This window comes from Sphingopyxis witflariensis, assembly GCF_002205635.1.
GTDB lineage: Bacteria > Pseudomonadota > Alphaproteobacteria > Sphingomonadales > Sphingomonadaceae > Sphingopyxis > Sphingopyxis witflariensis.
Window position 1 is genome coordinate 421,237 of the sequence record NZ_NISJ01000001.1, and the last position, 14,606, is coordinate 435,842.

Below are 14,606 nucleotides of genomic sequence, written 5' to 3' on the forward strand. Positions count from 1 at the left end.
GTCGATCACAGCCTCAGATCGCTTGCTTCCGCTGGAAGCAAATATTTGAGATCGTAAAGAATGTGATCGCGCTTGCCGAACGCGCGCAACGCCTCGCCACCTAAAGCTCGAAATTCTTCGTGCGCTACCGCAAGGATGATACCGTCATAAGTGCCTTTCGCCGGATCGTGGACGAGCATCAGGCCATATTCGGCCGCAGCTTCCCCAGCATCGACCCAGGGATCGTGGACATCAGCCTCAATGCCATAACCTTCGAGTTCGCGCACGACGTCAATGACGCGCGTATTGCGCAGGTCGGGGCAATTTTCTTTGAAAGAGAGCCCCATCACAAGTACGCGCGCACCGCGAACCTGGATCGACCGACCAATCATCGCCTTTACCATTTGTCCAACGACGTAAGCGCCCATTCCGTCGTTCAGCCGGCGTCCTGCCAGAATGATCTGGGGATGATAACCGATCGCCTGCGCCTTGTACGTCAGATAATAAGGATCAACGCCGATGCAGTGCCCACCGACCAGACCGGGTCGGAACGGCAAAAAATTCCATTTCGTGCCTGCGGCATCGAGCACCGCCTGGGTATCAATGCCCATACGGTTGAAAATCATCGCGAGTTCATTGATCAGCGCGATATTCAGATCGCGCTGCGTGTTCTCGATAACTTTTGCCGCTTCGGCCACCCGGATCGATGCAGCACAATGCGTTCCCGCCGTAATGACGCGGCGATAGACGGCATCGACGAGTTCGGCGACCTCAGGCGTCGAGCCCGACGTGATCTTGCGAATATCGGGCAGCCGGCGCGTCTTGTCGCCGGGATTGATCCGTTCGGGGCTATAGCCCGCGAAGAAATCGCGATTGAACACGAGGTTCGACTGCGCCTCCAATATGGGTACGCAATCCTCTTCGGTGGCACCCGGATAAACGGTCGATTCATAGACCACGATATCGCCGCGCTTCAGCAGCTTGCCGACCGTCTCCGATGCCTTCAAAAGCGGTGTAAGGTCGGGTCGTTTCTGCAAATCCACCGGGGTCGGAACAGTGACGATATAAAAGTTGCAGTCGGCAAGCTCTGTCGCCTCGGTCGTGAAATAGAGATTAGTCGCGGCTGCCAGTTCGGCCTCGTCGACTTCCAATGTCTCATCAAAGCCACCTCTCAGCGAAGCGATGCGTTGGCTGTTGATGTCGAATCCGACAACCCGCCCGACTTTTGCAAACTCCACAGCAAGCGGCAGGCCGACATAGCCGAGCCCGACGATTCCGATACGGGCCTGTTCTGCAGTATTGATCACGCTGCCCCCCTCACGCCGGTCCAGACCCCGCGCGTATCGACGATCAGCCCCTTCGGCACCGCCATCGCCTTAAATTCGCGATGATCGACCAACAACACATGGATGTCGGCCGCGATGTCGGCGGCCGAACCGAAATGGCAACGGTCGAGGCTGACCGGCAGGCCATCGATATTCGGTTCGATCACCACAAGCCGTTCGCCGAACCGCTCTTGAAGCTGCTCGGCGATATACAGGGCGGGGCTTTCGCGCAGATCATCGATATCAGGCTTGAACGCGAGGCCGTAGCAAGCGACGGTCACTTCACCCGCGCTACCACCGCTGCGCATGCTCCACTGTGCAACGGCAGCGTCGACTTTCTCTAGCACCCAGTCCGGTTTTCCGTCGTTCACCTCACGCGTCGCACGGATAAGGCGGGACACATCGGGCGCGCTCGACACGATGAACCAGGGATCGACAGCAATGCAGTGACCACCAACCCCAGGCCCCGGCTGCAGGATATTTACGCGCGGATGGCGATTGGCCAGCGCGATCAACTCCCACACGTTGATATCCAGTCGATCGCAGATCAGCGACAATTCATTCGCGAATGCGATGTTCACATCGCGAAAAGCATTCTCCGTGAGCTTGGCCATTTCAGCGGTCCGCGCATCGGTGACAACGCATTCGCCCTTCACAAACAAGCTGTAAAGCGACAGCGCCGCGTCCGAACAGGCTGGCGTGATGCCACCGATGACGCGATCATTTTGAATGAGTTCCTGCATCACTTTGCCCGGCAGCACCCGCTCAGGACAATGCGCGACGCGAACGTCCGACGCCTCGCCGGACCGGTGCGGAAAACTGAGGTCAGGCCGCGCTTCGGCCAACCAGGCCGACATTTTTTCGGTGGTGCCGACCGGCGAGGTCGATTCCAACACCACCAGATTGCCCGGCGCCAGAACCGGCGCAATAGACCGGCATGCGGCCTCGATATAGGATAGGTCGGGGTCGTGATCATCGCCCTTGAATGGTGTCGGCACCGCAATCAGGAAAGCGTCCGCCGGTTCCGGCGTCGTAGTCGCCCGCAAATAGCCCTGGCTAACTGCCGAATGGACAGCGATATCAAGATCTGGCTCGACAATATGAACCTTGCCTTGGTTGATCGTTTCGACAGCGTGCTCGCTGACGTCGATTCCAACCACATGAATTTTCCGTGACGCGAACATCGCCGCAGTAGGCAGGCCAATATAGCCCAGCCCCACCACTGAAATTCTATTAAACTGCCAATTCATATTTTTCCATCACTTGCCTGCATAATCGCGATACCAACTGACGAAATCGCGAATCCCGTCACGATAATTCGTCTGGGGGCGGTAGCCCGTCAACTGTTCGAGAAGCGATGCATCCGCCCACGTCGCAGGGACATCGCCGGGCTGCATGTCCATATAATTGCGCTGCGCCTTCATCCCGAGCTCGGCTTCGATCGCCTCAATGAAGTCGAGCAGTCGGACCTTATCGTTGTTGCCGATGTTCACGATACGAAACGGCGCGACGGGACTCAGCGAATCCCCATCGGCAACATCAGCGGGTGATGCCGGACGCTGCGGCACGGCCTCGATCAGCAATCGAATCCCGCGCACCAAATCGCCCACGTAGGTAAAGTCGCGGTACATGTCGCCATGGTTATAGATGTCGATCGGCCGCCTATCCAAAATGGCGTCGACGAATTTATACAGCGCTAGGTCGGGACGCCCCCACGGCCCATAAACCGTAAAAAAGCGGAACATTGTCGTCGGCAGATTCCAAAGATGCGCATAGGAATGCGCCATCGCCTCATTCGCCTTCTTCGTCGCGGCGTAGATGGTCAGCGGGGTGTCGGCCTTTTCGGTTTCTGTGAACGGCATTTCCTCATTCGCGCCATAGACGGAGGAGGTCGACGCCATCAGCAGGTGCTGAACCTCCAGTCGCCGTGCAGCCTCCATGACATTAAAAGTACCGACGACATTACTGTCGATGTAGGCGCGAGGATTTTCGATACTGTAACGCACGCCGGCCTGTGCAGCGAGGTGGACGATGACATCGGGCTCGAAGGAATCGACCGTCCTGTCCAGAAGTGCATGATCCTCGAGCATCCCCTCAGTAGCGCCAAAGGACGCGTTCTCGAGCAACGTCTGATGCCGCCGCTGCTTCAGGCGGACGTCATAATAATCGGTCATGCCGTCGAAGCCGTGAACCGAATACCCCTCCGTGATCAGCAGACGAGCGAGGTGAAAGCCGATAAAACCGGCAGTCCCAGTAATGAAAATCTTTTGCGGCATGCCCACCTCCGTCCGTGTTACATTCGGCCGCTGATGCGGATCAGAATTAGCGCGTAGCTTGCGCCGTCGCAGATCCCGTCGGCGCCAGAGAAAGGTCACTCAGATAGACATCGATACCCGCCGCGTCATCAGGGAGAAAAATATCAAGCGAGACCCAGCGCCAATTGCACCCGTCTCCCGCTATCCGCACAGGCGCCTGCTTTTTCCCTGCTGCGGCCGGCACGATCACCGGGGGTAACGATGCCCCGTCGGCCTCGGCACAAAATATCCTGAAACGCAATGAATTGTCGGCATTACTGGATAGAACCCAGTTCAGCGTATAGTCACCCGGCGAAAGCCGGACCAACTGCCTGGCGGCCATGCCTTGCGCTCCACCGATCGCAGAGATCAAGAGGCGCTTCCTTGCTGGCTCAATCGTGGCGCCAAGGTTGCCCATCGCGGCCAATTCCCAATCGAGCGGCGGAAAGTGAGGCTGGTCCGCGAAACGCCCATTGATCAGCCGGTTCGTCTGCCCCCGAGCGCGCCAGGTCAGTGGCGCTAGGCTGTCAGCCAGAGCGAACGCTTCGTCGAGTTGCCCATATTGGACGAGGCCGAGGACAAGCCGTTCATCCATCGCGTCGATCGTCGTCTGGCGCCAGGGTCGCTTAACCAAAGCCAGGCGCAATTTTGCGGCATTTCCAAGGCTCTGAGGATGCAGGACCACAGCACGCCAATAGTCGGGTGCCCATTTGGGGGCTGCGCCGATCACCGGCGTCAATGCCTCGACCGCGCCGGGCATCGACGTCGCCTGAGCAATGACCCCGACATAGGATTTTCGGGCTTCATTGTTAGTAAGCATCGACCGCGACAGCCATTGGAAGAACGCCTGCTTATCATCCCGGTAGCCAGCCGACTCGATCAATTCGGCATTGATAAGGGAATTGCGGCGCGTCACCTTGCCGGCAAGCTCGAGCAGGGCTTGCCGGTCCTTACCGCTCATCTTTTCTCGAAATGGTGCAATCAGGGTCGATAGCGCGTTCGCCGAGAGCGGCTCCGCCCGATAGCCCTGCAGCGCCATCGCGCGCTCAAGCTTCAGAACAAACGCTTTGGCATTTTTCTGGCGGCGCGCGGCATAGGTTGCGGCTGCAAGATTGGCGCAAGCTCCACTGGAAGGAGGGACCTGGATCGCGCAGGCCCTTTCCGGCGATCGAACCTCATACGCCACAACATAGCTGGACAAGGCAACGCCGATCGCCAGAATAACTGCGACTATCCATAGCGCTATGTTGTAGATTTTCACGGTTTTTCCAAATATGCGATTGACGCTAAGGAGCTCAATTGCCGTCCTTCGTCGCTTCGTTGCCATAGCCATAGCCATAGCCATAGCCGTAGCCGTAAACTTGATTCTTGGCGCCAACCTTGGTCACGATAGCACCGAACAGACGAGCACCCGACATTCGCAAACGTGTCAGTGCCGTAGAGACAGCACGCCCCTTCGTCACATTCGCTTCGATCACGAACAACACGCCTTCGACACGTTGAGCAATGAGCGGAGCGTCCGCGAGACCAAGCAGAGGTGGCGCGTCGATCAGCACATGATCGTAACGACGCAGCAAGATTTCAATGAGCTGCGCGAGGCGGTCGTTGCCAAGAAGTTCGGCAGGATTCGGCGGCTTCTTCCCGGCCGTGATGATCGAGAAGCCGAATTTCTTTAGCGGCATGATCATTTCATCAACGTGGTCGTCACCAGCCAGATAATGGCTCAAACCGCGCTGCATCGGGATATCCAAATAGCGATTCAAGGACGGGTTTCGGATGTCGGAATCGACGAGGACCACCGATTTTCCGGTCGCGGCCAAAACTGTGGCAACGCTGAGCGATGAGTTGCTCTTCCCTTCCTTTGGACGGGAAGACGTCAACATGATCGACCGTGGCGCTCCATGTTCTGTCAGGAACGTCAGGTTAGTCATGACCGAGAAATAGGCTTCGTAAATCGGCGATTTCTTGTCGACGATCGCGTCGGCCACATCCTTGTCGACGCTTTCCGGAATCGCACCCAGCAGGGGCAAGCCGAAGCGCGCGCCCACTTCCTGCGGATCGCGAACAGAGCTGTCCATCCGTTCGAGGAAGAACGCAAGACCGACCGCAAGAATTAGACCGGGCAATAGTGCCAAGACAAGGTTCAGCTGAAGATTGGGGCTCGACGGCGAGCCCGCCACCTTCGCCCTGTCGACGATTGAAATATTGTTCGTTCCAACGCCCGCAGCACCGATTTCTTTATAGCGCTGGAGCAAGCCATCATAAAGCTGCCGGTTAGAATCCACTTCACGCTGAAGGATCGCCATCTGAATCGAATCGCGCTGTTGAACATTATATTTGTCCGTCAGCTGGTCGAGCTCCGTCTGCAACTGTCGCTCGCGCTTGAGTGCGGCGTTATAGGCCTCTTGGTTGCCCTGCTTCGAGCGCCCGGTTTCCGCCGATAGACTGCGGTCCAGATTGGCCACCTGCGCACGAAGCGAAACCACTGTCGGATAATCATCCCCGAAAGTAACACGCTGGCGAGCAAGTTCGGCTTCAAGATCGGCGCGACGCTGGCGCAAACCGACAATCGTCTGTGCGTTCGCCTGTCCGGCCCCCGTCAGCGTGTTCGACAATTCGGCTTCGGTGGCGATACGTTGCTCACGCGCGCGCCCCAATGCGCGACTGATTTCCGTGATGTCGGTTCCGACCAGCGTTTCCGATTGTGTATTCCCATTGGCATCGGCCTTCGAGGAAATGGTGACAATCCCTCGGCTCGTCGCATAGTTGATAAGTCCGCGCTCGGATGTTTCCAGATTCTGTCGCAGCGTATCAAGGCGCGCCTCAAGATATTTGCGCGCATCAGACGTCGCCGCGAAGCGGCGATCTATGTTCGATTGAACGAACTGAGTCACCCACAGGTCGGTGAGTTTCGCCGAAAGCGCCGGCGATGGCGTCGAAAAGCTAACGTCGATGAGGCTCGACGCCCGCATCGGCGACACAGTCAATCGATCGAGCAGAACCATCGCAGCATTGGTTGTCAAGCTCTCTCGTTGCGCGCTCGACAATGCCCCTTCCGGATTCTCCAACTTGAACAGACGTAGAAATTCTTCATTCGCCGTCAGATTGCCCGCGCGGACGACGCGTTCGGCAAGCGAGCGGGATTCGAGCAGGGAATATTGCGTGTTATAGAAAGCCACCTCGTTGATCAGGCTTCGTTCGCGCTCCCCTGCAACCGACGTGGAAACCGGAGCGTCGGGCAAGATTTCGATACGTGCCGTCGAAGTGTATTGCGGTGTGGCAATAAAGGTCAAGAGTAGGCCGAGAACCAGCGAACCCGCAATTATGCTCAGCGCCAAATAGCGATGATTAAGAATCACCGACATTATCTGTTCGAGGATCGAAAGTCCGAACCGAGAGGAATCGTAGCGAGCCTCCTCATTCTCCAGAGCGATCATATCCTTACTGGACATCGCTTCGCGTCCGTTCACAATGGGACTCATTTTCTCATCTCGCTCGCAAGGAGGATAATCGGTGACAGCAACGCCGGAACCGACTGCAGCAGCTGGTTGAATCGACGCCGCTGTGGGGAATCGCCAACAATCACAATATCGTTCGGGAAAACTTCAGGATCGGGATAATTGCCCCGTCGGATCGCCTCCAGATTATAGAGGCCGACATATTCCTTGCCGCCAACGGTACGGAAGATAACAACGTCTTCGAGCTTCGCAAATTCGTTCGTGCCACCAGCAAGGGCAACAGCACGCATCAGGGTGACGCGACCCACGACCGGATATGCACCGGCCTTTTTCACTTCCCCATCTACCGCCACGGTCATCGATTGAATCGAATATGCACTGGTCGGCGATTTGAAGTTCACCGTGACCTGCGGATCACGGACATAGCGACCAGCCAATCTACTCCGAATTTCTTCTGAAACCATGTTGGTGGTCTTGCCGCCCGCATCGAGTGCACCGACCAACGGAAAGGTAAACCCGCCCTGCCCGTCTGTCATGACATCGCGCTGCATTTCCGGAACACCGAAGACCTCGACGCGCAGTTCGGTGAAAGGGCCAATATATGCCACACGGCTTGCACGTACTCCATCGTCCGCACCGGGGAGTGGCAGCTCAGTCAGCGACGTGATGGGCGTGCCCACCGCACTGGCCACCGGCGGCGGCGAACTCGCGCAACCAGCGAGCAAGACAACATTGAATGCGAGCGCTAGACGAAAGTGCTTCATGGTTTGATTGATCCAGAGTTCCGAAGATGGAGACGGCTATAGAGGCTGCAACTATGCTCGCAAGCCGCTATCATCGCTGCGTCGGCTCGTTTTCCGGCCGATCCTATTTACGGGCGAAGCAGGAATAATTGTCATCAGCAACATGATCGCAACCACCTGCATCGACGGCACGCGCAGCGGATAGTCCGTCGCGCTCGCTGCCGCCAGCAGCATCGTCACCGCAATGACCATCAGGCGCATGTCACCGCGATGCCCCTTGATCGGGTTCCGAAGTCCCCTTGCTAAGATGGCACGACCCAACCAGACGAATGCACCAAAGAGGATCAGCACAAAAGGCAAACCGCCCGTAAGCACCGCCTCTGTCCAGTCATTATGCGCATGATTGAAATAGCTGGGCTGCAGCAAGTGGTCTGGTTCATATACCTTATAGATTTCAGCGAAAGAGCCGAACCCGCTACCCGTCAGCCAATATAGGTCAATCATCGATTGCACGGTTGGCCAGGCACGAACACGCAGGTCGTCTGCAACACCCTCGCCCATGAAGCGCGCGACGGCGCTCGCACGGCTTCCAAGCCAGAGGGTAGCGCCCAGAGCAAGCGCAAGCAGAACCGGGGGAGCAAAGAGAATAGCATTTTCCCAACGCGTCGCGAACGCTTGAGGCGCCGAGAGCCCCCGCTTGCTTGCTGGCAACTCACTTTGGCCGGCCCGCCAGGCCAAGCCCACGACCGCATAGCCAAGGCAAAATGCAGCGACCCCAGCTGCGAATCCCGCGCGCGAACCGATCAGCGCGGTCAGAGCGGTCAGAAAAAGTGCTGAAAAGATTAGCCCCACCTGCACCATTTTGCGCTGCCGCTTGCGCATCAATTCGTCGCGCAGCAGCGTTGCGGCAACGAGCACAGCGATAGCGAGGAAGATGGCATGATGATTGCGGTTTGCGAACAAACCGACCATCGAAATGGGATCGGTTATGCGATAAAAATACGCCGCACTTCCAACACCCGACAGAATCTGGATCAGACCGAGCAAGGCGCTGAACGTCGAGATGCCGACGATAGCGAACATCATCTCGCGCTGGCTTTCGCTGCTCATCCTCGCAGCTACAAGCAGCGCCGCGATTGGAACAGTCAACGCAAGGAGACTGTTCCAGGTTTTTGACGGAGCAAAGGAAATCGGGCGCCACACATCGGGCTGCCCCAACAATTGATCGATCGCGAAAACCGTGCCGCGCCCCGGCAGAGCTTGCCAGGTGCCAGGCGGCAGCGGGATGAGTTGAACAGCAGTCCAGATTGCAAGGAGAAGCAACAGAACGAGCGGCGTTCGAATACACTTCCAGTCGTCACGAGACATCCCGGCCAATGCCCAGCAAGCGAACAGAACCGCCCCGCCCCGCAACAATGGAAGCGACGCGACATCGCTGCGAGACGAACCCCCGAGCAAAACGACGAATGCAACAAAAAGGACGGGCATACGATCACGAACCGCAAACCTGGCTTGCGACCTAAAAGCGACAACCGACTGAGATGTTTTACTCATCAAACTCTTAGATCAAAAAGCCAAGGGCAGATCAAGCCGCCCGAAATCATGCTGGCCGGCGCTTAAACGCTTGCACCATCAGTGACAAGCAATATGACAAGGAAAGCTGAGCCGGGCGCTTGACACGTTCCGGCCCTTGGCACAGGCGCCCTCTCATGATCGCGCTTCGCGCGCAAACAAATACCAGCGCTGGTCATTTTCGAGCGCCAACGCAGCAAGACATCCACTCTGAAACGCACCAAGATCGATTCCAATCCGATTAGCTTGCTCATCGGGCTCTGCTGTGATGCTATGCCCATGAACGATGATCTTGCCATGATCGCTCGTTTCATCGAGAAACTCGTCTCGAATCCAACGCAAATCGGTTAGCGATTGCCGCTCAAACGGCACGCCAGGGCGGATGCCGGCGTGGACAAAGGCGTAGTCGCCAATCTCTATATAATCTTCGCCGCTGTTGAGGAAGTCGATGTGGGACTGCGGCACCAGGGTAGGCAGGCGCGCCGCGACGTCTTCGAAGCTGGCATTGGCCAGACAGCCACTATCCTTCCAATAGCTCTCCACTGTCGCGTCGCCACCAATACGCATGAAATAGCGCAGTCGACGGACACTGCCCGTCAGCGCGGCGAGAAAGCACTCCTCATGATTTCCAATGAGCAGTCGAGTGTCAGGGAATTCGTTTTTCAGGAGACGCGCGCGCTCGACGACCTCGGCCGAAGCAGGCCCGCGATCGACGAGGTCGCCCAGAAGGATTAGAGTCGTTTCCGCCTGCGACCGAGATAAATTGTCGGTGCGTATCATGTCGATTATCTGCGAGAACAGATCGTCGCGGCCATGAATGTCGCCGATCGCATAGACTCTACGCCCGACCGGAATGGCATGAGCAACGGGAATTTTGCGTTCTTTGGACTGGCTTCTAAACTTCCAGAACATGGTGTCGAAAAACCTTCGGCAATGCAGGTATATGGAGACATAAAGCGCGAATCCGCTGTCCTTTGGCGACCGGTACCAGCGCGGCACGGGATCGACAACAACGCGTGTCCGGCCTCGACGTTCCTTCACCACGCTTTATCACAGACGCAACTTATTTAAGTGGCAGTTCCGCAACGGCTTGTTATCGAGCGTCCGCAAGCGGGGCGCGCCCGTTACATGGAGATGTTTGCGATGAAAGTGATGGCGGTTTTCGGGACGCGGCCTGAGGCGATTAAGATGTTCCCCGTAATCCACGCGCTGAGAAACCAAGAAAACATCCACGTCCGTGTATGCGTGACCGCCCAGCACCGTGAGATACTGGACCAAGTGCTCCATATTGCGCGAATCACACCCGATGTGGACCTCAACGTTATGCAAAAAAATCAGTCACTTGATGGGCTTCTCGCGCGTCTGGTGACAGGCCTCGGCGAAACCTTCGACGCCGAAAAGCCCGATCGAGTTCTGGTCCATGGCGACACACTGACCACGATGGCGGCAACATTGTCCGCCTATTTCCGGAAAATCCCGGTCGGTCATGTCGAAGCGGGACTACGGAGCGGCAATATTTATCACCCCTGGCCCGAAGAAGTTAACCGCAAGATCGCCGGCGCTGTCGCCGACCTACATTTCGCGCCGACCGAAACCGCCGCAGCGGCGCTGCGCGCAGAAAATGTACCGGCCGATCGCATCCACGTCACCGGCAACACGGTGATCGATGCGCTGTTGGCGACCAAGGCACGAATCGATGACGAACCCGCCCTTGCTGCCGGACTAGATCAGCTTGCGGCACGCTTTGCCGCAAAACGCATCATTGCCGTCACATCGCACCGGCGCGAGAATTTCGGCGACGGGATGACCGCGATAGCCGAAGCCGTCGCCGCCATCGCATCTCGCGACGATGTCGCGGTAGTCTTCCCGGTTCATCCCAATCCGCAAGTGCGCTGTATTATGGAACCGATCCTGCAGAGCCTCGACAATGTTGCGCTGATCGACCCACTCGATTATCCGCACTTCGTCCGCTTGCTCACTATGTCCGCACTTGTCCTGACCGACAGCGGCGGCGTCCAAGAAGAGGCACCCGCACTAGGCAAGCCGGTCCTAGTGATGCGTGAGACGACCGAGCGGCCAGAAGGCATCAAAGCTGGCACGGCGCGGCTTGTTGGAACCGATAAGCAGCGTATTGTTTCTGAAGTTTTCAGCCTTTTGGATGACGAGGATGCCTATACTGCCATGGCCCGCGCCCATAACCCCTTTGGTGACGGCACAGCAGCCAGGCAGATAGCTGAGATTATCGCGCGTGCCCATTGATATGGGACAAAGAACCACCGTTCTCGGGCGTGGATATATCGCCGCGCTCCTAGAGCGTGGTGACAAGATGGTCTATGGTACCCGCAGGCTGTGCCTCGGCCAGCCGAGCGCCGCCGGGCGCGGCCACATCAATCGCGCGGCTTGATTTGGCAATGCGCGTACCACCGCGTCAAATCCTCCGGAAAAGCGCGGCGACATTTCAACGCTTGGAAACGATTGTCATTGAAAAACCGTGGGGCCGCACAGACATCCTGCACGAATTCGGCGATTTTGCGGGCCAGCGGATCGGCGAAATCTGGTTCACGCATCCCGATGGCAATGCAGCACCGTTCATGATCAAATTTCTCTTCACCTCCGAACGGCTGTCGATTCAGGTCCACCCCGACGACGACGACGCGCGCGCGGCCGGATTGGCGCGCGGCAAGGACGAATGCTGGCTGGTCATGGCGGCAGATCCGGGGGCCATATTGGGCGTCGGCCTGACCGAGAAAGCAACGCGCGAAGCCGTGCACAGTGCCGCGCTGGATGGATCGATCATCGACATGGTCGACTGGCGTCCCGCCGCCGCGAATGATTTCGTCTATAATCCCGCCGGCACCATCCACGCGATCGGCGGCGGCCTGACGATCGTCGAAGTCCAGCAGAATGTCGACCGCACCTACCGCCTCTACGACTATGGCCGGCCGCGCGAACTGCACCTCGAAGAGGGGCTGCAGGTCGCATCGACTGAACCCGTTGCCGATCCGCGCGATTGCCACATAGACCCCGCCCGCGACCGCAAGCTTGTGAGCGGTCCCTATTTTCACGTCCTGCACCTGACCAGCCCTGTCGACCCGGAAATTTTGACCGGCATCGACGGCGAATTGACCCTCCTTCCGCTGTCAGCCGATTGCAGCGTCGCGGGCGAAAGGCTCCGCTTTGGCGAAGCCGTGCTGCTGGTCGATCCCGCATTGATCGACATCGCCCCGGGCGGTCGCGCGCTGCTCTGCTGGGCACCCTGATCGAAACGACAACGCCCTGCCCTTGCGGGCCGCCGAACGATCTCCCATATCGCCGTTCATGAGCGAAACATCCACGCAACGTGCCGCGCCTTGGCACGGAACCACCATCCTTTCCGCCCGCACCCCTGAAAAGGTCGTCATCATCGGCGACGGTCAGGTGTCGATGGGCCAGACGGTGATGAAACCCAACGCTCGCAAGGTCCGCCGCCTGCACGACGGCAGCGTCATCGGCGGCTTCGCCGGCGCGACCGCCGACGCCTTCACCCTGTTCGAACGGCTTGAGGCCAAGCTGGAACGCCACAATGGCCAGTTACTGCGCGCCGCGGTCGAACTCGCCAAGGATTGGCGCACCGACAAATATCTGCGCAACCTCGAAGCGATGATGATCGTCGCCGATAAGGACGTGACGCTGGTGATCACCGGCAATGGCGATGTGCTCGAACCCGAGGGCGGGATCGCTGCGATCGGCTCGGGCGGCAATTTCGCGCTCTCCGCCGCGACTGCGCTCGTCGATTATGAAAAAGATGCCGAGGCCTTGGTGAAAAAGGCGATGCAGGTCGCCGCGCGCATCTGCGTCTACACCAACGACCAGTTCACCCAAGAAACCATCGAAATTCAGGCATAATTCCATGAACAAAGATCTGACCCCGAAGGCGATCGTCGCCGCATTGGACACGCATATCATCGGCCAGGACGCTGCCAAGCGCGCGGTCGCCGTCGCGCTGCGCAACCGTTGGCGCCGCCAGCAGCTGTCGACCGATCTGCGCGACGAAGTGACGCCGAAGAATATCCTGATGATCGGCCCCACGGGCTGCGGCAAGACCGAGATTTCGCGACGTCTGGCCAAGCTCGCCAACGCCCCCTTCATCAAGGTCGAGGCGACCAAGTTCACCGAGGTCGGCTATGTCGGCCGCGACGTCGAACAAATCGCCCGCGATCTGGTCGAGGAAGCCGTGCGGCTGGAGAAGGACCGCCGCCGCGAGGCGGTGCGTGCCGCCGCAGAAGACGCCGCGATGGAACGGTTGCTCGATGCCCTCACCGGCAAGGGCGCCAGCGAGGCAACCCGCCAGAGTTTTCGCCAGCGGATACGCGATGGGCATCTCGACGACAGCGAAATCGAGATCGAAGTTTCCGACGCCCCCAGCATGCCATTCGAGCTACCCGGTCAGCCGGGGCAGATGGGTATGATCAACCTGTCTGACATGCTCGGCAAGGCGATGGGCGGCGCCCCCAAAAAGCGCCGCAAACTGAAGGTCATCGAAGCCGCGACGCGCTTGATCGAGGAAGAGCAGGACAAGCGCCTCGACCAGGATGATGTTGCGCGCGTTGCGCTCGCCGATGCCGAGGCCAATGGCATCGTCTTCCTCGATGAAATCGATAAGATCGCGGTCAGCGATGTGCGCGGCGGATCGGTGAGCCGCGAGGGCGTTCAGCGCGACCTCTTGCCGCTGATCGAAGGCACGACGGTCGCGACCAAATATGGTCCGATGAAAACCGACCATATCCTGTTCATCGCCTCGGGCGCCTTCCATGTTGCCAAGCCCAGCGACCTGCTCCCCGAATTGCAGGGCCGCCTGCCAATCCGCGTCGAGCTGAATGCACTCACCGAGGCCGATTTCGTACGTATCCTCAGCGAGACCAAGGCGGGCCTGCCCGAACAATATGTCGCGCTGATCCAGACCGAAGGCGTTACCATCTCCTTCACCGACGACGCCATCGCGCGCGTCGCGAAGCTCGCCGCAGAGGTGAATGAGAAGGTCGAGAATATCGGTGCGCGCCGATTGCAGACGATGATGGAACGGCTGGTCGAAGAAATCAGCTTCGGCGCGGAGGATATGGGCGGGACAACCCTCGAAATCGACGCCGCTTATGTCGATCGGCAGCTCGCCGATGTCGTGGGCGATACAGACCTCAGCAAATACGTACTTTGAGGTTGGGTGGTCACTCAGCCAATATTGGCCAAGTGACCTCGTGC

The 14,606-nt window shown here is 58.4% G+C and carries 12 protein-coding genes; 4 read left to right on the forward strand and 8 right to left on the reverse strand.

Annotated features, from left to right (window positions below; genetic code table 11):
* Window positions 1–5 precede the first annotated feature (5 nt).
* The 8 genes from tviB to CDQ91_RS02065 form a co-directional block, all read right to left on the reverse strand.
* Window positions 6–1,286 (reverse strand): Vi polysaccharide biosynthesis UDP-N-acetylglucosamine C-6 dehydrogenase TviB, encoded by a 1,281-nt coding sequence (tviB, locus tag CDQ91_RS02030; protein WP_272897601.1) that lies wholly within the window; start codon window positions 1,284–1,286, stop codon window positions 6–8.
* Entirely contained in the window at window positions 1,283–2,554 is a 1,272-nt protein-coding gene (gene wecC, locus CDQ91_RS02035; protein WP_088471025.1) for a UDP-N-acetyl-D-mannosamine dehydrogenase, read from the reverse strand. The genes tviB and wecC overlap by 4 nt, the downstream gene beginning before the upstream one ends.
* Window positions 2,555–2,563: 9 nt before the next feature.
* The gene (locus CDQ91_RS02040) at window positions 2,564–3,580 is read right to left on the reverse strand and encodes a GDP-mannose 4,6-dehydratase (RefSeq protein ID WP_088471026.1); all 1,017 of its coding nucleotides are present in this window, start codon (window positions 3,578–3,580) and stop codon (window positions 2,564–2,566) included.
* 46 nt (window positions 3,581–3,626) lie between these two features.
* Window positions 3,627–4,931, reverse strand: a complete 1,305-nt coding sequence (locus CDQ91_RS02045) for a hypothetical protein (RefSeq protein ID WP_162290830.1) — start codon at window positions 4,929–4,931, stop codon at window positions 3,627–3,629.
* The gene (locus CDQ91_RS02050; RefSeq protein WP_158213595.1) at window positions 4,894–7,068 is read right to left on the reverse strand and encodes a GumC family protein; all 2,175 of its coding nucleotides are present in this window, start codon (window positions 7,066–7,068) and stop codon (window positions 4,894–4,896) included. Before CDQ91_RS02050 ends, CDQ91_RS02045 begins: the two co-directional genes overlap by 38 nt.
* An 8-nt stretch (window positions 7,069–7,076) precedes the next feature.
* Window positions 7,077–7,820 carry a polysaccharide biosynthesis/export family protein gene (locus tag CDQ91_RS02055; RefSeq protein WP_144036660.1) on the reverse strand — a complete coding sequence of 248 codons (744 nt, stop codon included), beginning with the start codon at window positions 7,818–7,820 and terminating at the stop codon, window positions 7,077–7,079.
* Window positions 7,821–7,871: 51 nt separating this feature from the next.
* Entirely contained in the window at window positions 7,872–9,353 is a 1,482-nt protein-coding gene (locus CDQ91_RS02060; RefSeq protein ID WP_158213596.1) for an O-antigen ligase family protein, read from the reverse strand.
* 153 nt (window positions 9,354–9,506) lie between these two features.
* Window positions 9,507–10,415 (reverse strand): metallophosphoesterase family protein, encoded by a 909-nt coding sequence (locus tag CDQ91_RS02065; RefSeq protein WP_336579340.1) that lies wholly within the window; start codon window positions 10,413–10,415, stop codon window positions 9,507–9,509.
* A gap of 99 nt (window positions 10,416–10,514) precedes the next feature.
* Here CDQ91_RS02065 and wecB point away from each other — a divergent pair, with 99 nt between their 5' ends.
* The 4 genes from wecB (at window position 10,515) to hslU (ending at window position 14,562) form a co-directional block, all read left to right on the forward strand.
* Window positions 10,515–11,630: a non-hydrolyzing UDP-N-acetylglucosamine 2-epimerase gene (gene wecB, locus CDQ91_RS02070; protein ID WP_088471405.1), complete on the forward strand. Its 1,116-nt coding sequence runs from the start codon at window positions 10,515–10,517 to the stop codon at window positions 11,628–11,630.
* Between the two features lie 206 nt (window positions 11,631–11,836).
* Window positions 11,837–12,631 (forward strand): class I mannose-6-phosphate isomerase, encoded by a 795-nt coding sequence (locus tag CDQ91_RS02075; protein WP_088471031.1) that lies wholly within the window; start codon window positions 11,837–11,839, stop codon window positions 12,629–12,631.
* 58 nt (window positions 12,632–12,689) lie between these two features.
* Window positions 12,690–13,256 carry an ATP-dependent protease subunit HslV gene (hslV, locus tag CDQ91_RS02080; protein WP_088471032.1) on the forward strand — a complete coding sequence of 189 codons (567 nt, stop codon included), beginning with the start codon at window positions 12,690–12,692 and terminating at the stop codon, window positions 13,254–13,256.
* Between the two features lie 4 nt (window positions 13,257–13,260).
* Window positions 13,261–14,562, forward strand: coding sequence for an ATP-dependent protease ATPase subunit HslU (hslU, locus tag CDQ91_RS02085; protein WP_088471033.1), 1,302 nt, complete (start codon window positions 13,261–13,263; stop codon window positions 14,560–14,562).
* Window positions 14,563–14,606: the final 44 nt, after the last annotated feature.